18 protein-coding genes are annotated in these 15533 nt (G+C 66.6%); 4 read left to right on the forward strand and 14 right to left on the reverse strand.

Translation table 11 applies throughout. The annotated features are described in order from the left end of the window. Positions 1–125: 125 nt before the first annotated feature. The 3 genes from JAO74_RS16010 to JAO74_RS16020 are packed head-to-tail and all read right to left on the reverse strand — an operon-like array spanning position 126 to position 2865. Positions 126–1274, reverse strand: coding sequence for a glycosyltransferase family 4 protein (locus JAO74_RS16010; RefSeq protein WP_233151097.1), 1149 nt, complete (start codon positions 1272–1274; stop codon positions 126–128). Then, the gene (locus JAO74_RS16015) at positions 1271–1765 is read right to left on the reverse strand and encodes a metallophosphoesterase family protein (RefSeq protein WP_199040429.1); all 495 of its coding nucleotides are present in this window, start codon (positions 1763–1765) and stop codon (positions 1271–1273) included. The genes JAO74_RS16010 and JAO74_RS16015 overlap by 4 nt, the downstream gene beginning before the upstream one ends. Then, complete coding sequence (locus JAO74_RS16020; RefSeq protein ID WP_199040432.1) at positions 1762–2865, reverse strand: SPL family radical SAM protein; 1104 nt, start codon at positions 2863–2865, stop codon at positions 1762–1764. The genes JAO74_RS16015 and JAO74_RS16020 overlap by 4 nt, the downstream gene beginning before the upstream one ends. A gap of 311 nt (positions 2866–3176) precedes the next feature. Between JAO74_RS16020 and JAO74_RS16025 the strand changes: the two genes are divergently transcribed. Further along, positions 3177–3437 carry a hypothetical protein gene (locus JAO74_RS16025; RefSeq protein WP_199040435.1) on the forward strand — a complete coding sequence of 87 codons (261 nt, stop codon included), beginning with the start codon at positions 3177–3179 and terminating at the stop codon, positions 3435–3437. Positions 3438–3474: 37 nt separating this feature from the next. Here the strand turns inward: JAO74_RS16025 and JAO74_RS16030 are convergent, their stop codons facing one another. Continuing rightward, on the reverse strand, positions 3475–3813 hold the full coding sequence (locus JAO74_RS16030; RefSeq protein ID WP_199040438.1) for an Mpo1-like protein: 339 nt from the start codon (positions 3811–3813) through the stop codon (positions 3475–3477). Between the two features lie 174 nt (positions 3814–3987). On the opposite strand from JAO74_RS16030, the gene JAO74_RS16035 reads away from it, so the two are divergent. Beyond that, the gene (locus JAO74_RS16035) at positions 3988–4284 is read left to right on the forward strand and encodes a hypothetical protein (RefSeq protein ID WP_199040441.1); all 297 of its coding nucleotides are present in this window, start codon (positions 3988–3990) and stop codon (positions 4282–4284) included. 112 nt (positions 4285–4396) lie between these two features. After that, positions 4397–6097 carry a hypothetical protein gene (locus JAO74_RS16040; RefSeq protein ID WP_199040444.1) on the forward strand — a complete coding sequence of 567 codons (1701 nt, stop codon included), beginning with the start codon at positions 4397–4399 and terminating at the stop codon, positions 6095–6097. Positions 6098–6337: 240 nt separating this feature from the next. Here the strand turns inward: JAO74_RS16040 and JAO74_RS16045 are convergent, their stop codons facing one another. Both JAO74_RS16045 and JAO74_RS16050 read right to left on the reverse strand, forming a co-directional pair. After that, positions 6338–7954, reverse strand: a complete 1617-nt coding sequence (locus JAO74_RS16045) for an alpha-N-arabinofuranosidase (protein WP_199040446.1) — start codon at positions 7952–7954, stop codon at positions 6338–6340. Next, complete coding sequence (locus tag JAO74_RS16050; protein ID WP_233151098.1) at positions 7951–9069, reverse strand: glycoside hydrolase family 43 protein; 1119 nt, start codon at positions 9067–9069, stop codon at positions 7951–7953. Before JAO74_RS16050 ends, JAO74_RS16045 begins: the two co-directional genes overlap by 4 nt. A gap of 210 nt (positions 9070–9279) precedes the next feature. On the opposite strand from JAO74_RS16050, the gene JAO74_RS16055 reads away from it, so the two are divergent. After that, on the forward strand, positions 9280–9660 hold the full coding sequence (locus tag JAO74_RS16055) for a hypothetical protein (protein WP_233151099.1): 381 nt from the start codon (positions 9280–9282) through the stop codon (positions 9658–9660). A gap of 95 nt (positions 9661–9755) precedes the next feature. Here the strand turns inward: JAO74_RS16055 and JAO74_RS16060 are convergent, their stop codons facing one another. The 8 genes from JAO74_RS16060 to JAO74_RS16095 form a co-directional block, all read right to left on the reverse strand. Continuing rightward, positions 9756–10124 carry a helix-turn-helix domain-containing protein gene (locus JAO74_RS16060; protein ID WP_199040449.1) on the reverse strand — a complete coding sequence of 123 codons (369 nt, stop codon included), beginning with the start codon at positions 10122–10124 and terminating at the stop codon, positions 9756–9758. Between the two features lie 23 nt (positions 10125–10147). Beyond that, on the reverse strand, positions 10148–10450 hold the full coding sequence (locus JAO74_RS16065; RefSeq protein ID WP_199040452.1) for a type II toxin-antitoxin system HigB family toxin: 303 nt from the start codon (positions 10448–10450) through the stop codon (positions 10148–10150). A 48-nt stretch (positions 10451–10498) separates the two neighbouring features. Beyond that, positions 10499–10765 (reverse strand): hypothetical protein, encoded by a 267-nt coding sequence (locus JAO74_RS16070; protein WP_199040455.1) that lies wholly within the window; start codon positions 10763–10765, stop codon positions 10499–10501. Between the two features lie 56 nt (positions 10766–10821). Next, positions 10822–11337 (reverse strand): YciE/YciF ferroxidase family protein, encoded by a 516-nt coding sequence (locus JAO74_RS16075; RefSeq protein ID WP_199040457.1) that lies wholly within the window; start codon positions 11335–11337, stop codon positions 10822–10824. A gap of 245 nt (positions 11338–11582) precedes the next feature. Then, positions 11583–12647, reverse strand: a complete 1065-nt coding sequence (locus JAO74_RS16080) for an AI-2E family transporter (RefSeq protein ID WP_199040460.1) — start codon at positions 12645–12647, stop codon at positions 11583–11585. A gap of 686 nt (positions 12648–13333) precedes the next feature. Further along, the gene (locus JAO74_RS16085; protein ID WP_199040463.1) at positions 13334–13621 is read right to left on the reverse strand and encodes a DUF3325 domain-containing protein; all 288 of its coding nucleotides are present in this window, start codon (positions 13619–13621) and stop codon (positions 13334–13336) included. Next, positions 13618–15210 (reverse strand): PepSY-associated TM helix domain-containing protein, encoded by a 1593-nt coding sequence (locus tag JAO74_RS16090; protein WP_199040466.1) that lies wholly within the window; start codon positions 15208–15210, stop codon positions 13618–13620. Before JAO74_RS16090 ends, JAO74_RS16085 begins: the two co-directional genes overlap by 4 nt. 10 nt (positions 15211–15220) lie before the next feature. Continuing rightward, positions 15221–15526: a hypothetical protein gene (locus JAO74_RS16095; RefSeq protein WP_199040469.1), complete on the reverse strand. Its 306-nt coding sequence runs from the start codon at positions 15524–15526 to the stop codon at positions 15221–15223. Positions 15527–15533 lie beyond the last annotated feature (7 nt).

The following is a 15533-nucleotide window of genomic DNA, read 5'->3' on the forward strand; positions in this document are numbered from 1 at the left end:
AAAGCAGATCAGCGGGACAGGGAGAGGTTCGGACACCGACATTTCGGAAGAAAAGGGAGCGGGTCCGTGCATCTTATTCTCCCCAGGGGAGAACCTGCTGTTCGACACCCATGGGAAGAAAGCAATTAACCGGCATCAATATTGCCATATTTATTTAACCATATTTTCTTCAGCAATGGTCGCAGCCGTTCGATCGTATGCGGCCATGTCCACCGCGCCAGCACGGTATCGCGCGGCGAGAACGCTACGGCATCCGCGCGCATCGCCATGATCCCGCCCGCCAGATCACCGGGCGCGACGCAGCGGCCGGTATCGGGCAGGATGAATTGCCGCCCGCAGACCAGATCGTCGGTGCACAGCACGGGCAGGCCGGCGAGCATATATTCCGTCAGGATCGCCGGTGCGCCATCGTCGCGCCCGCACACCATGCCGAACCGGGCGCGGTTCATCAGCCGGTTCACCTCGTCGATCGGCACGCCGGGCGGGCCGATGCAGTCGACCGACAGACCGGCATCGGCGATGCGCGCGCGCAACCGATCCGCTTCCTCGCCATAGCCGAACACGAACAGCGCCCGGACATCGCGGGGCAGCGTCTCCAGCGCGTCCAGCAACAGGTCGTGCCGCTTGTATCCTTGCGCGGCCGCGACGTAGATCAGGTCGTAATCCTTGGGGCCACCCAGCGGCCGGTGCTGGTCGACGCCCGCGAATTCGGGGCCGACGGGCATGATCGCGGTCGCCATGCCGGGATGCCGTGCCTCGACCTCGTCGGATTGCCACTCAGCCCCCGTCAGCACCAGATCGAACCGCGCACTGACCTCTGGCGGCACGCGCAGCGCGGGGGCGTCGATCGAATTGTAGATGATGATGCTATCGGCGCACGCCTCCAGCAGCGCCGGCGCGACACCCAGACCATAGACGACCAGGATATGCGGCGCGCCATGGTCGCGCACGAAAGCGAGCATCGCGTGGTTATCGAACGGCGGGGCGGGATCGTCGATCGGAAAGCCGCGATAGCCGAGCCGTGGTCCGGCCGATCGATATGACCCGGTGCCGCCCATCCGGTGGTGCCAGATCTCCGCCCGCGCGACGATGCCGGCCGCGATGCAGGCGAGCGGCAGCCGTTCGAGATAGCTGCCCGTCACCGCGGGCGGATCGCTGGCCGGATCGGCCCACGGGTCTTCATCCGGCCATAACGCGGCGTGGTCGGGATGCCAGTCGACCCGGTCGCTGATGACCACCAGCGACGGCACCCTCGTCAGCGGAACGGCCGTCATGCCGCATCCCGATCGAGCAGTTGCGCCAGCGTCACCGGCGCGAAGCCGCGCGGATCGACGCCGACATCGAACTGGCGCAGCATCGCCTTCAAACGGCCGTGGCTGTGCCCGTGGAGGTTGATCGCGCCGCGATGCTGGCCGTTCCACGAGCGGAAGGGATAATGGCACAGGACCAGCCGGGTGCCGTCCACCTCGATCTCCTGATAATCGCCGGTACTGGCCCAGCCGGGGGCGGCGAGCGTGGCGTCGGGATCGTTGTTACCGCGCAGCAGGTGCTTGCGACCGTTGAGGCGCGCGAGCAGATCACCCACGTCGGCGGGCCGGCGCGCGACGTCGCCCAGATGCCAGACCTCGTCCTCCGGATCGACCACCGCGTTCCAGCCGGCGACCAGCGCCGCGTCCATCACCCCGGTATCGGCGAACGGGCGGCGCTGGATGTTGATCGTGCGGTGATCGCCGAAATGCGTGTCGGCGGTGAAGAAGACCGTCATGTCCAGTACAGCACCCGCGCCGTCGGCAGGGCGCGCTCCAGCGACGCGAGGAAGAACCCGCGCAGCCGCGCCATGGTGTCGGCGTCGTACACCTGTTTCTCAGTGCCGAACTTGGTGCGCTTCGTCACCCGGTTCTGCGCCGTCATGTCGAGCGCGGAGCCGGGATACCAGCTGTCGAGCACCGCCTTCGATCCGGTGGTGAAGCGATGGGTGATGAGTTCGATCGTCAGGTCGAGATCATGCGCATCCGACAACGCGGTCGCGGCCATGTCGATCAGCTCGCCATACGCCTCTTCCCAACCGGGCGCGGCGATGATCGGCGCGATCGTCAGGCCGACGGGATAGCCGGCATCGGCCATCCGGCGCAGCGCGGCGAGGCGCTGCGCGACCGGCGCAGTCCCGCCCTCGAACCGGGCGAAGCGGGCGGGGTTGATCGACGCACGCATCCGGGTGCGGCCGTTATGTTCCAGCCCGAGCAGCGGCTCGACATCCGCGAATTTGGTGGTGAAGCGCAGTTGCGCATCCAGTCCCGCCCGCCCGAACCACGCGATCATCGCCGACAGCGATCCGGTGACGGGCTCGATACCCAGCGGATCGGTATAGCACGACGCCTCGAACGTGGTGCCCTCATGCGCGCGGGCGCGGCTGGACGAGGTGATCGTGCCGCGCCCGACATAGCCGGGCAGCGTGTCCAGTATCTGGTCGAGATTCGCATAGACGCGCGTGATCGGCGCACCCTTCAGCGATCCGGCGAGGTAGCAATAGCTGCAATGCGCCGGGCACCCCGCCGCCAGATCGACGCGCCAGTCGGCACTGGGCGCGATCGGCTCCAGCTTCAGTTTCGATGGCGGCGCGACGACCACCGCCAGCGTCGCCTTCGCCTCGGCATAGGCGCGGCGCGGATCGTCCGGCGTCGCCATGACGATGCGGTCGCCCGGCAGCTCGATCACCTCCGCCCCCATAGCGGCCGCCCGCTCGATGATAACCGCCGCATGCGGCCACGCCCGCGCGGCGCGGGTAACCAGCACGCGGCGCGGCACCCACAGGCGAGATCGCGCCAGAGTAGCGGAGGCCGGGGCGGCGGGGAAAGACGATGCCATACCCCCCGAACGCGCCGGGGGGATGCTCCGTTCAGATCATCGGTTCGGATCGGCGATGCGCGACATGGTGATCCGGTCCGGTTGTGCGAAAGGGCGATCGATGGTGATCGCACAAGGGGCATGACGGAACCGTAGCGTCCGTATCCCGTTGGGTGGCGTGGAAAGGTCCGCTGAAAACCGGCCCGGTGCCGTTTGCCCTCTCATTTCGGAAGGCCTCAGCTCACGGAACGTCGGCCGTGCCGACAAGCGTCCTTTCCCCTGCCATCAACCACGCGGGCCGATCCCCGGCTGCCCAATAAAGAGTACATGACATGAAGAAATTGATCGCCAGCGCCTCCATGCTCTCCCTGATCGCGATGCCGGTCGCGGCGAGCGCCGCCCCCGTCGCCACCAATTCCGCCCGTTCGCTGTCCGTCTCCCCGTCGGTCCGCGCCGGTACGTCGACCGCCAGGTCGAACAAGCTGGCTGGCGGTGGCGCGAGCATCATCCCGCTGTTGATCGGTGCCGGCATCATCGCGGGCGCGACCTATCTGATCATCGATCACGAAGACGATAAGTCGGACAGCAACTAAGCTGGAATGGGCCGGGTAACACCGGCCCATTTTCCTTTTACCGCCCGACCGGCCTGACCCCCGCGCGGGCAAGCTCGCGGCCCATACGGCCGCTCAGCCAGCAACCATACATGACGAAATCGGCCGCCAGACTCCACAAGGGATACTGGAACGTCGCCGGGCGATTCCGCTCGATCAGGAAATGCGCGATCCACGCGAACAGATAGCCGCTGATCGGCATCAGCAGAAACAGCTGCCACCGGCCGGTGACCACACCCGCCATCAGGCAAGCGATGACCAGCGTCGTCCCGGCATAATGCAGCGCACGGGTGGCCGGCCTGCTATGCTCGCGCAGGTAATGGAGCCAGAATTCGTCGAAGGTGGCGATGCGACTCATCCAGGGTCCGTTCGGCTTGGGCGTTCACCGGGGAGCGATCATGCGCTTCACGCCAAACGCCTGCAATCGAAAGAAACGGGTCGATCCCAAGCGGACGTTCCGCCTCCGCCCGAGGGAACTTCCACGGCCATGCCGCGCTCCATCACAGACGCCATACCCGCAAAGGATGCCCCCATGCCCACGACCCTGACCGCCAGCTTCGATACCCGCCGCGAGGCCGAGATGACGGTCGAGCGGCTGGTGCAGGAACAGGGCATCGACCGCGCCGCGATCGTCATCGCCACGGCGGGTGACGACAACAGTGCCGGCGAGGAAGTCGCCGGCGCCGACACCGGCGCCCCCGGCTCCGAAGAGAACCCCGCGCTGAACGGCCGCATCACCGTGACCGTCGATGTCGCCGACGACGCACAGGCCGGCGACATCAAGGCCGCCTTCGCCGAATTCAATGGCGAGAAGGTGTCGGCGGGGTGAGGCCACGGGGCGGCGTCAAGGCATGATCCCGCCACCACCCGCCGCTTCATCAACGCGGCCTTAACCATCTTGGCCCAAGCCCCGAACGGCTGTGCAAGCAGGTGGGGACCGGGTGATCGATCGAGCGATACCGAAGGACGGAGATTACTGGCGGCGGAGCGTCGTCGTTGCGGCGGTATTTCAGCTGGCGGTGACGCTGATGGTCGGCTGGCTGCTCGTCATGAACCGATCGAGCAGCTTGGCGGCCGGTTATTTCTTCGATCACGACGTCTATCTGCTGATCGCCGGTGGGGTGCTGCTGCTGTGTCTGGGCTGGTGGCCATTGCAGGGCGCGCCGGTAAAGGCGCTGACCCCCTATCGCCTGTTGCTTTGGGTGGGGGCGGGCGCCCTGATCGCCTATGCCGGGTGCTTCCTGGTCTTCCACCATTATCCGGTTTCGCGCGACGAGCAGTCGGCGACCTTCGCCGCTACCTATTTCGCGGCGGGCAAGATGGGATGGCCAATTCCCGCTCATCTGCACGATCTCGCCCAGGCGATGATGCCGATGCACACCACCCTGCGACCGGAGGCGTGGCTGTCCAATTATCTCCCGGTCAATGCGGCGATCCGGGCCGTGACGGCGCGACTGGGGGACCAGTGGCTCGCCGGCCCGCTGCTGATGCTGGCGGGCGTGCTGGCGCTTGCATCGGCCGCGCGGCGGATCTGGCCCGATCGTGCGCACGCAGCGACCGTTGCGGTCGTCATGGCGCTGACCTCGACGCAGGTCGTCGTGAACGCGGCGACGCCCTTCGCGACCACCGGGCAATTTGCCCTCAACGCATTGTGGCTGGCATGCTTCACGCGCGGCGACCGGCGCGGCCACGCAATGGCGATGACCGTCGGCCTCTTCGCCTCTGGCTTGCATCAGGTGCATTTCCATATCGGCTTCGTCCTCGCCTTCGTCGTCTGGCTGGCGACCGAGCGGCGGTTCCGGCTGGCGGGTGGCTATGCGCTGGCGTGCCTGTGCTACTGGCTCCTTTGGCGCCATGCCTGGCCGGGACTGCTGGACACGATGATGGGCATGCCACTCTTGGTAAGCGGCACGCCCCCACCGCCCGGTGCTAACGGCCTTCTGTGGCGGCTGAGCCAGTTGCAGATCGGCGAAAGCCTGACGCGATTCATCGCTTGGCAGAACGTTCTGCTATTGCCGCTAGTGCTCGCGGGGGCGGGGGCGGGGGCGGGGGCGCGCGCCACAGGACAGGCGCGAATCCTAACAAGCTGCGCCCTAGCCTGTGGATTAGGTCTGATGTTGCTGGTGCTACAGGATCATGGCTATGGCTATCGCTATCTCCACCAACTGATCCCGTGCTTCTGCCTGCTGGCAGCAGGTGGATGGCTGGCGATAGAGGAGCGACTGGGCCAGCGGCTGCCGGCCTCCATCCTCGTGGTCAGCGCCATGTTCGCCATGGGCTTCACATTGCCGGTCGCCACGTGGCGGATCATGGTCGCGAACGCCCCCTATGAGCGCGCGTACCGGGCGGCACGGTCGGCCGGGGCGGATTACGTGTTCGTCGACACGCGGGCGGGAGCCTACCTGCAGGATATCGTCCGGGTGGCGGGGGCAGGCCCGGTCCTGCTCGACCTGGGTTATGTTCCGGCTACCGCGGTGACGCGGCTCTGCGCCACGTCGCGGGTGATGGTGTTCGGCGAAGAGCAGGCGCGGCATTTCGGCATCCCGGTCGATCCTGACCGGGTTGCCAACGAGCAGCAGGCGACAGCCCGCACAGCGCAACTGAAGCGACTGGGTTGCGGGCAGCCCATGCCGGTGGGGTGAGATCGTCGCATGGGAAGCGTAGTTGGGCTGATGGCTGAAGGGGTTCGCGCGGAGACGCGGAGACGCGGAGAAGAAGGGGATTATAGCGCTGCGCGCGGTTGACCGAGGCGCGCAGCGCCTCCCGACGATACCACCCCACCGGATCGCGATGCCGTACAAGGCAGCCCGACCTCGCCACCCCTTCTTCTCCGCGTCTCCGCGTCTCCGCGCGAACCCTCTTCTCCCTCCTCGAACCGCGCCCTACCGAACCGTCACCATCGTCACCGACCGCGCCGGCACGGTCAGCGACAGCTGCCGGTCCGCCAGCCGCACGTCATCGAGCCGGACGGGCACGAACGGGTCCGCCTTGCCGAACTCGATCCGCGTGTCGATGCGGCCGGCGGTCAGGGTTTCGGCGGTGGCGGTGCGGCCCGTCGTGCCGGCCAGTATCGCGGTGACGGGCGCGGGCTGGTCGGGGTGCAGGTTCACGATCGACAGGTGCAGCACGCCGCCAGCATCCCGGCTGGCCGATACGCTGACCTGCGGCATCCGGCTGGCGCCCTCGACATAATCGGGGGTGCCGACATCGACGGGGATCTGCGTCGCGCCCTGATGCACCTTGTACAGGTCGAACACATGCCACGTCGGCGTCACCACCATCTCGGCCCCGCGCGTCAGGACCAGCGACTGGATGACGTTCACCATCTGCGCCAGATTGGCCATCCGCACCCGGTCGGCATGGCGGTTGAAGATATTGAGGCTGAGGCCGGCGATCACCGCGTCGCGCAATGTGCTTTCCAGATACAGCGCCGACGCGCCCTTCTCGCTGGCGAACCATGCGCCCCATTCATCGACCGCCAGCGCGACCTTCTTGTCCGGATCGTAGCGGTCCATGATCGCCGAGTGCCGCGCGATCAGCTCGTCGGTCAGCGTGGCGCGCCCCAGCGCCTTGGCCCAACCGGTGCGGTCGAAGCCGACATTGCGGCCCTTGTCGTGCCAGTCATTGCCCGCGAAGGTGTAGAAGTGGAGCGACAGGCCCCACATCAGCGGCGCGTCCGACACCAGCGCCAGCGGCGACGGATCGGGCCGCCACTTCATCGCCTTGGCCATCATCGTCTCGGTCCAGGCGTAGTCGTCGGTATCCGCGCCCACCGCGACCAGATTGGCACGCGGGCCGGAATAACTGCGCAGGAACGCGGCATAATGGCGGAACGACGCGGCATAGGTGTCGGCGGTCATGTTGCCGCCACAGCCCCATGTCTCGTTACCGACGCCGACGAAGGGCACCGCCCAGGGGGCGGCATGACCGTTGGCGGCGCGGGCGCGGCCGGGATCGCTGTCGGCGGGCGCGGTCATGTACCGCATCCAGTCGTCCGCCTCCTGCACGCTGCCCGACCCGACATTGACCGACACGAACGGCGAGGCGCCGATCTGGCCCAGGAAATCCATGAATTCGTGGGTGCCGAACGCGTTGGTATCGGGCTTGCCGCCCCATGACGCATTGATCTCCTGCGCGCGCTTGGCCGCAGGACCGATGCCGTTGCGCCAGTGATAGGAATCCGCGAAGCACCCGCCCGGCCAGCGGATGACCGGCACCTTCACCTGTTTCAGCGCCGCCACCACATCGCGGCGGATGCCGCGCGTGTTGGGGATGGCGGAATCCTCGCCCACCCAGATGCCCTCGTACACGCCGCGGCCGAGATGCTCGACGAACTGGCCGTATATCTCCGGCGCGATGCGCGGGCCGGGGCGGTCGGCATGGACCAGCAGCGTGGTCGGCGCCGGCTGGGTAGCAGCCTGGGTCGATGTCTGGGCGATGGCCGACGTGGCCATGGCGGCGACGCCCAGCGCGATCAGCGAGCGGAGACCCGCCCTCATCGCGCGAAATATCCGCGCAGGCGGTCGGCCTCGTCCGGGGTGATCGCCATCACCGCGCCGTGTTTGGGGCCGCTGAAGTTGGTCGCCTTCATCCGCGAACCGGCATCGTTGAAGCGGCCGATGTTGCGGAACGTCTGGAAATCGGTCGTCTCGGCAAAGCCCATATTGTTGGGCTTCGCGCCGAACACGTCGTACATCAGCACATATGTGTTCGTGCCGTGGCGGCGCCACAGCGTGGGCGCCTCGGCCGCGACATTCTCGGGATCGACCTTGCGCGGATCGTACACGTACCCGCCGTCGATCCGGCTCGACACCGCCTGACGGATGCTGCCGGGCTTTTCATGCGCGACGTAGAACATGTGGTATTTGTCGCCGACCTTTGTGATGTCGGCGTCGATCACGTTCACCTCGGGCCGGGGATATTCCAGAATCTTTTTCGGCTCGGTCATCAGCGTCGTGAAGGCGGGGTTCGCATAGGAATAGACCATGAAGTTCGGCCCGTTGCCGATCCGGGTCGTGAAATAGACCATCATGCGTTTCTTCGCCGGATCCCAGATCGTCTCCGGCGCCCAGGCATTGCCGGCCTTCGCATAGGCCGGGAACAGGCTGGCCATATCGACCTTCGCCAGCGTCCAGTGGAGCAGGTCGTGGCTCTTCATCAGCAACAGGTTGCGGTTGTTGCCCCAGCCGAACTCCTTTTCGGGCCGCTCCCACTGGGTGGTCCGCAATCCCTCCTGCTGCGCATAGATGTGCAGGTCGGTCATCGACAGATAGAACGCGCCGTCCGGCCCGCGCATGATGTGCGGATCGCGCAGGCCCTTCTGGTCGGCGACCGCACGCCCGGCCAGCACCGGCTCGCCGCCATTCACATCGGTGAAGCTGTAGCCGTCGGGCGAGGTCGCGAAATACAGCGAGTGGGTCTCGTCCTTGAAATAGGCGAGCAGATAGGCGGATCGCGCCTCCGCCTTCGTCGCCTTCGGGCGGGATGCGGCGATGGTGGGGACGATCGCGAGCTGCCGGGTGGCGTTCGCTTCTGCCTGCGGGGCCGGGCGGGCGGACAGGCCGACGGTACCGAAACCCAGCGTCATGGTCGCCAGTGCGAGGATCGCCTTCATGTCTTCTCCCAAAGCTCGTCCGCGTCGCGTTGGACCGGATGTTCGCTCCCCATCCTAATTACTCAGACAAATGATGCAATCCAGTTTAGCGCGGTCGCGCCGTTCGGCGTTCCGGTAAACATACCGCAACAAACCCGCGGTTTCCGGCCGGGCGTTTGCCGATCCGCGTCGTTGACCTGCGCCAGCGAGTGGCATGCGGAGAGACTGACGATGGCCGTGAAATTTGCAGGAACGATGAACGCGATCAATCGCGGGCTGGACGCGACGAAGCCGGCCAAGGGCGCCGACATCGTCGAGGATTGGGAAGCCGCGCTGGCCGACAGCGACGTATCGGGCGCCAAAGGCATCCTCCGCGACCTGGGATCGCTGCGCAAGCAACTGGAAAAGGACGAGCCGGACGCCGACCGCGTCCACGCGCTGCTCCACCGCCTCGGCACCGCCACGACGAAGATCGCCGACAAGGCGGACAAGTCGCAGGACAAGCTGAAGGCGCTGGGCGAGGCGCTGACCGAAGCCGGCGAGGATGCACCCGACGAAGAGGAAGACACCGAAGCCGCAGCCGCCCCCAAGCGCGCACGCAAGAAGAGCTGAGGAGGGGGAACGGGTCGGCCGTTGGGGCCGGCCCGCTTGCCAGTGACGATCCTCAATACGCTAATGCGCGAGCAGCGCTTCTTGCGTTGTCCGGCTTACGCCTTCGCCAGTGCATAGTCCTGAACCAGCACCTTTTCCGGCACATGCCATGCCCCGGCGATCTTGCGGATCATCGGGAGGGTAAGCGCGCGGCGACGATTCAATATCTCGGTCGCCCGTGATTGTCCGATCAACACGGCCAGTTCCGCACGGGTATAGCCGTTCATCTCCATGGCTGCTTCGATCGCGCGCACGGGGTCCAGCGGCTCGATCGGCCAGCGACGGCTTTCATACGTTTCGACCAGTGTCGTCAGCACATCGAGCCGATCGCCGGCATTGGTGCCTTCCTCCGCTCCCCATAGCGCCTCGATCTCCCGCAATGCGGTGTCATGGTCCTCGTCGGTCCGGATAGGACGAATATGCATCGCACCGTCTCCATTGGTCATCGTCAAAACAGGCTCACCGTCAGGGCATCGATCTTGTTATACTCGGCATGCGTGCCGATAAATTTGATGAAGGCGATCGACCGTTTCCAGTCGAACGCCACCACCATGCGATAATCGCCACCCGCTACCTCGAACCGTACGCGCTCACCATTGAGCGACTTTGCTTTCGAGAAGTCGGCAACGACATCCAGTGGACTCTGCCAGACAGCCGCTCCGGCAACCTCGTGCCAGTGCCGTAAGGACGCTTCCGTCTTCGGATGACTTTCCCAGAAAGCGATCAGCTTGTTCCGGGCGATTATCCTCATGCCTGACGATCTAACATTTCCCGCTATGGGAAACAAGATTGGGCCGTCTCAGCCCTCATGCCCATGCCGTTCGTCGGCGGGCGTATAGTAACGGGCCAGATCGTCCGGCGACAACTCGTGGCCGCTGGCCTGTTCGATCAGGGCGGCGATCTCGGCATCGGAGCGGCCGGTGTCGCGGAGTTGTTCGATCTCATCGGAGATCATGTTGACGAAGGCGGGGACGGGGAAGCGTTCCTCGCCCAACCCCAGGGTTTCGCGCAGATGCTGCTGGGCGCGCAACGCTTCCGGCAGGGTGAACGAAGGAACGTCGGCCATGTCGGTTTCCTGTCGGCAGAATATCGCCCCGGGGGAAGCCCCCCGGGGCACATGGTTCACGCGGTGACGGCGTCCGCCTTTGCGTTGATCTTCGACGTGGCCATCGCGGTCAGCTTGTCGTCGGTGGCATATTCCTCGTCGAGGGTTTCCTTCAGGATCGCGGCGATCTCGCTGCGGCCGAGCTGGGTCGCCCAGGCGATCAGCGTGCCGTAGCGCGTGATCTCGTAATGCTCGACGGCCTGGGCCGAGGCGATCAGCGCGGCGTCGAGTACCGCCTTGTCCTCGATCTCGCCGGCGACCTCGTTGGCTTCCTTGATGATGCCGTCGATCGCCGGGCAGGTGACGGCCTTGGCCTTTTCACCCAGCAGGTCGAAGATGCGCTCCAGCCGGGCGATCTGCCCTTCGGTCTCGCGCAGATGCGTCTCGAAACCCTGCTTCAGCGCCGGCGCGGTCGCCTTATCGACCATCTTGGGCAGCGCCTTGGTGATCTGGTTCTCGGCGTAATAGACGTCCTGCAACTGGTGCAGGAACAGGTCTTCGAACGTGACGATGTCCTTGGAAAACAGGCCCATGATCCGTGTCCTTTGATAGTGGAAAGCTGCCGCCTCAACGTCCCGGCAGCCGCGTAAGTTGCGCTTTTTCGCGGTACCGGCCCGCTCCCCCTCCCGGCCACCCATCAGGATACCGTGTGGGTGGCCGGGAGTGGGAGCGGGCGTAGCTTGGCGAGAGGCTACGGCAATGCGAAGCATTGATGGAGGCCAAGCGGAGGGCGGCACCGCCTGCGAAACTCGCTCTACCGCGAGTTTTCAAACGATCTTCAAACCGCGGTATCCAGCCGCTGCTCGGTCAGGATCTGCCAGCCGGTGATGAACAACGCCGCAACCAGCGGGCCGACGACGATACCGCTCAGGCCGACCAGCTCGATGCCGCCAAGCGTCGTCACCAGCACCAGCCAGTCGGGGATGCCGGTGTCGCGGCCGACTAGGATCGGGCGCAGGATGTTGTCGGCCAGACCGATCACGAACACGCCCGAGGCGATCACGACCGCCGCCTGCCAGATCGCGCCGATCGCCAGCAGATAGATCGCGACCGGCACCCAGATCAGCGCCGGGCCGACCGCCGGCAGCAACGCCGCGATCGCCATCAACAGGCCCCACAGCAATCCGGCGGGCAAACCGACTATCCAGAACGTGATGGCGCCCAGCGCACCCTGCACGAGCGCGACGACGCCCGACCCCTTGATCGTGGCACGCACGACCGCCACGAACTTGTCGGCGAGGCGATCGGCGACGCCGCGATCCAGCGGCAGCGCGCGGACGATCGCCGGCCCGATCCGCTCGCCGTCGCGCACCAGGAAGAACGTCACGTACAGCCCGACGCCGAACGCCAGCAGGAACGCGGCCGCGTTGCGCCCGATCGACAGCGCCTGGCTGGCGAGCACGCTGACGCTGCCCTCCAATGCGGCGGTGATGCGCGACTGTGCCGCCTCGAAACTGTCGAGGCCGGACCGGTCGAGCAATTGCTGCAACCGCATCGGCAGCGCGTCGTGGACCTGCTGGAAATAGGCGGCGAAGTTGATCTGGCCGCTGCGCATCTGGGTGTACACGCCCGCCGCCTGATCGACGACGAGGCTGGCGACGATCAGCGCCGGGATGACGACCGCGAAGGTGATAATAAGCATCGTGACCAGCGCGGCGGTGTTGCTGCGCCCCGGCCAGCGCCGCAGCAATCGCTGATAGAGCGGCTGGAACAGCAACGCGGCCAGCCCCGCCCACAGCAGCGCGCCCGCGAAACTGGACACGATTGACCCCAGCGCCACGGTGATGATGACGAGGAACAGGATCAGCCCCCCATTGTCCACGCGTTGATTGTCGACCGCCATTGAGGATGTGTGCCTTGCCAGAGAAAAGACGCGGCGAGAGCAATGCCGCATCGCGGGTGGTCCCGATGGGAAACCCGTTACGGGAGTGAAACACCGCAGAGGCGGCTTTGCTCCCGGTCCGGTCGTTTGCCGTGTGGGTGTCGGGGTGTCGATAATCATACAGGCCGATGGGAGGGTGTTCACGCGAAGGCGCGAAGCCGCAAAGAAGATGGTTCGCGCAGAGGCGCGGCGACGCGGAGAAGAAGAATAAGAAGGCGGCGCAGCCATCATCTTCATCGCAGCAACATTCATGATGACAGCCTGCGACCAGCCCGACGCGCGACACCTCCGCGTCTCCGCGCCTCCGCGCCTCCGAGCGAAACCACCTTCTTCTTTTTCGCTTCGTGGCTTTGCTCCCGCTCGGTCGCTTGCGATGCGGGTGTCGGATTGTCGACAATTATACAGGTCGATGAAAGGGATGTTCACGCGAAGCCGCGAAGCGGAAAGAAGATGGTTCGCGCAGAGGCGCAGAGACGCGGAGAAGAAGAAATCGCGTAGCCATCATCTTCATCGCAGCTTCATCGCAACGGCGCTCGTGATGACAGCCTGCGATCGGCCCGGCGCGCAACACCTCCGCGACCTCCGCGCCTCTGCGCGAAACCACCTTCCTTCTTTTTCGCTTCGCGTCTTCGCGGCTTCGCGTGAACCTATCGCCGCCTTCGGTCCCGCGGTGGCACCGTCAGGTTCAGCCACAGGAAGCTCACTGCCGCGCCGGCCATCACGAGTCCGGTCCACAGCACCGGCCCGAACACCCACCCCCGCGCCACGATCGCCGCAACGAAACCAGCCGCCAGCAGCGCCCAGCCGGCGAGGCGCCAGCGGCGGGCGTCCGGGGCGGGCAGGCGCCGGCCGAAACGGGGTTCGTGGTGACGGTCGCTGGCGAGGCCGAACGACAGGAACGCGGCCAGCGCCATCAGCGTGGCGAGGATAGTCATTCCGCCGCGACCGCTTCGGGCAGGCGCACCGTGTCGGCCGGCGTCCGGATCGCGCGCGGCTTGCGGACGCGGGGCCGGTGGCGGGCGACGCGGCGCGCGGTCCAGCCGAAACCGAGGCTGAGCACCAGCAGCACCGCATCGACCGTCGCCATCAACCAGTCCGATGCCGCGATCCACTGGACCAGCCCCGGTCGCAGGACCAGCAGGTCGCACGCGATCACGCCGATCAGCCCGATCGCGGTCGCCGCCAGCAGCATCGTCCAGCCCCGCACCGGCCGCAGGACCAGCGCCGCCAGCGCGGCGATGCCCCAGGTGACGAACAGAACCGTGATCTCCCGCTCCGCCCGGTCGGGGGTGGCGAGCGGCAACAGCCGGTTGGCGAGGAACAAGCCGGTGCAGCCGAGCGGAAAGCCGGCGATGACCGCGATGTTCAGCCGCTCGACGACGCGGAATCCGAACGGCGGGCGCAGCGGATCGGCCAGCTTCTCGCGCCGCTTCACTGTCCACAGGACGAGGCCACTGGCCACCATCACCGTGCCGCCCAGCCCGCACAGGAAATACAGCCAGCGCATCGTCAGGTCGCCGAAGCGGCCGGCGTGCAGGCCGATCATCGCGCCGTATGTGGTGATCGCGCCGTTCGGCGGAGGCGACCGCCACAACAGCCGCCCGGTGACGCCGTCATAGGTGACGCGCGCGCCATAGGTGGCCAGCGTCGCCTTGCTGGCCCGCGTCATCGTGACGCGCGCCGCGGCGTCGCCGGGTTCGGCCACCTCGATAAAGCCGACCGGGCCGCCCAGCTGGTGCTCGCCGTCGCGGACCAGCGCGGCCAGATCGACCAGCGGCGCGGGGCGGCCGGTCCGGGCGACCGCCTCCGACGCGGGGAACAGCGCGGTGAACAGCTTCGTACCGTCGGCATAATTGGCGACGGTCGCCCACGGCATCAGCATCGTCGCCAGCGTGACGAGGCCGGTATAGGTAATCATCAGATGGAACGGCAGGCCCAGCACCGCGGTGGCGTTATGCCCGTCGAGCCACGACCGCTGGCCCTTTTCCCGGCGCAGCGTGAAGAAGTCTCTGAAGATCTTCTTGTGCGTCACGATCCCGGTCAGGATCGCGACCAGCATCATCATCGCTGCCACCCCGACCAGCCAGCGCGCCCAGATCACCGGCATGTAATGAAGGTCGAAATGGAAGCGGTAGAAGAAGTCGCCGCCCCGCGTCTCGCGCGCGACGGGCGCACCGTCCGCGCCGATCAGCGCGAAGGTGTCGCGCCGGCGTCGCCGCTCGCCCTTGGCGGCCGGATCGGGCTGCGGCACCCAGAAGACATAGGTGCCGGGGCCGTCGGTGCCGGCGATCGTGACGAACCACGTCTTCGCATCCGGCACCTTCCGCTCCAGGAAACGCTGCGCACCGGCGAGCGCCGCCAGCGGCCGTTCGACACGCGGGGTTTCCGGTCGCATCCAGCGGTTGAGCGGCTCGCGCCAATAGGCGGCGGTGCCGGCGACGAAGATGATGAACAGCACCCAGCCGAGCAACAGCCCCGACCAGGTGTGGAGCGTCGATTGCGACTGGCGGAAGCCCCGGTTCATGCCCAGATGCTCATACCCGGCCCCCCATCGCGACCGACAGCCATGCGATGGCCCCGGCGACCGCGCCAGCGACCAGCAATGTCCACAGCGCCCGCCAGCCGCTGCGCGCGGCATAGGCCCACATCGCGGCCCCGGCGCAGAGGGCAAAGGCGACCATGGTGGCGGTGACGGTCGCGCCCGCCGGCGTCATCGGCAGCAGCCGGGCCAGCGCCATCGCCCACAGGCTGGCGACCGCATAGCCGACCGGCATGGCGGCGAGGATGCGAAGGCTCGCATCGCCGCGCCGTCGCCATGACATTCCTCTGCGCCGCGCCATGTCCGGT

This window comes from Sphingomonas mollis (assembly GCF_016427505.1).
GTDB classification, from domain to species: Bacteria; Pseudomonadota; Alphaproteobacteria; order Sphingomonadales; family Sphingomonadaceae; genus Sphingomonas; species Sphingomonas mollis.

What these genes read in the sequence shown, in the direction of transcription:
- JAO74_RS16065 (WP_199040452.1), bottom strand. Translation starts at nt 10,450, where the DNA reads ATGAGGATAATCGCCCGGAACAAGCTGATCGCTTTCTGGGAAAGTCAT.
- JAO74_RS16085 (WP_199040463.1), bottom strand. Translation starts at nt 13,621, where the DNA reads ATGACTATCCTCGCCACGCTGATGGCGCTGGCCGCGTTCCTGTCGTTC.
- JAO74_RS16070 (WP_199040455.1), bottom strand. Translation starts at nt 10,765, where the DNA reads ATGGCCGACGTTCCTTCGTTCACCCTGCCGGAAGCGTTGCGCGCCCAG.
- JAO74_RS16020 (WP_199040432.1), bottom strand. Translation starts at nt 2,865, where the DNA reads ATGGCATCGTCTTTCCCCGCCGCCCCGGCCTCCGCTACTCTGGCGCGA.
- JAO74_RS16050 (WP_233151098.1), bottom strand. Translation starts at nt 9,069, where the DNA reads ATGAAGGCGATCCTCGCACTGGCGACCATGACGCTGGGTTTCGGTACC.
- JAO74_RS16030 (WP_199040438.1), bottom strand. Translation starts at nt 3,813, where the DNA reads ATGAGTCGCATCGCCACCTTCGACGAATTCTGGCTCCATTACCTGCGC.
- JAO74_RS16035 (WP_199040441.1), top strand. Translation starts at nt 3,988, where the DNA reads ATGCCCACGACCCTGACCGCCAGCTTCGATACCCGCCGCGAGGCCGAG.
- JAO74_RS16025 (WP_199040435.1), top strand. Translation starts at nt 3,177, where the DNA reads ATGAAGAAATTGATCGCCAGCGCCTCCATGCTCTCCCTGATCGCGATG.
- JAO74_RS16095 (WP_199040469.1), bottom strand. Translation starts at nt 15,526, where the DNA reads ATGGCGCGGCGCAGAGGAATGTCATGGCGACGGCGCGGCGATGCGAGC.
- JAO74_RS16015 (WP_199040429.1), bottom strand. Translation starts at nt 1,765, where the DNA reads ATGACGGTCTTCTTCACCGCCGACACGCATTTCGGCGATCACCGCACG.
- JAO74_RS16075 (WP_199040457.1), bottom strand. Translation starts at nt 11,337, where the DNA reads ATGGGCCTGTTTTCCAAGGACATCGTCACGTTCGAAGACCTGTTCCTG.
- JAO74_RS16060 (WP_199040449.1), bottom strand. Translation starts at nt 10,124, where the DNA reads ATGCATATTCGTCCTATCCGGACCGACGAGGACCATGACACCGCATTG.
- JAO74_RS16010 (WP_233151097.1), bottom strand. Translation starts at nt 1,274, where the DNA reads ATGACGGCCGTTCCGCTGACGAGGGTGCCGTCGCTGGTGGTCATCAGC.
- JAO74_RS16045 (WP_199040446.1), bottom strand. Translation starts at nt 7,954, where the DNA reads ATGAGGGCGGGTCTCCGCTCGCTGATCGCGCTGGGCGTCGCCGCCATG.
- JAO74_RS16055 (WP_233151099.1), top strand. Translation starts at nt 9,280, where the DNA reads ATGGCCGTGAAATTTGCAGGAACGATGAACGCGATCAATCGCGGGCTG.
- JAO74_RS16080 (WP_199040460.1), bottom strand. Translation starts at nt 12,647, where the DNA reads ATGGCGGTCGACAATCAACGCGTGGACAATGGGGGGCTGATCCTGTTC.
- JAO74_RS16090 (WP_199040466.1), bottom strand. Translation starts at nt 15,210, where the DNA reads ATGAACCGGGGCTTCCGCCAGTCGCAATCGACGCTCCACACCTGGTCG.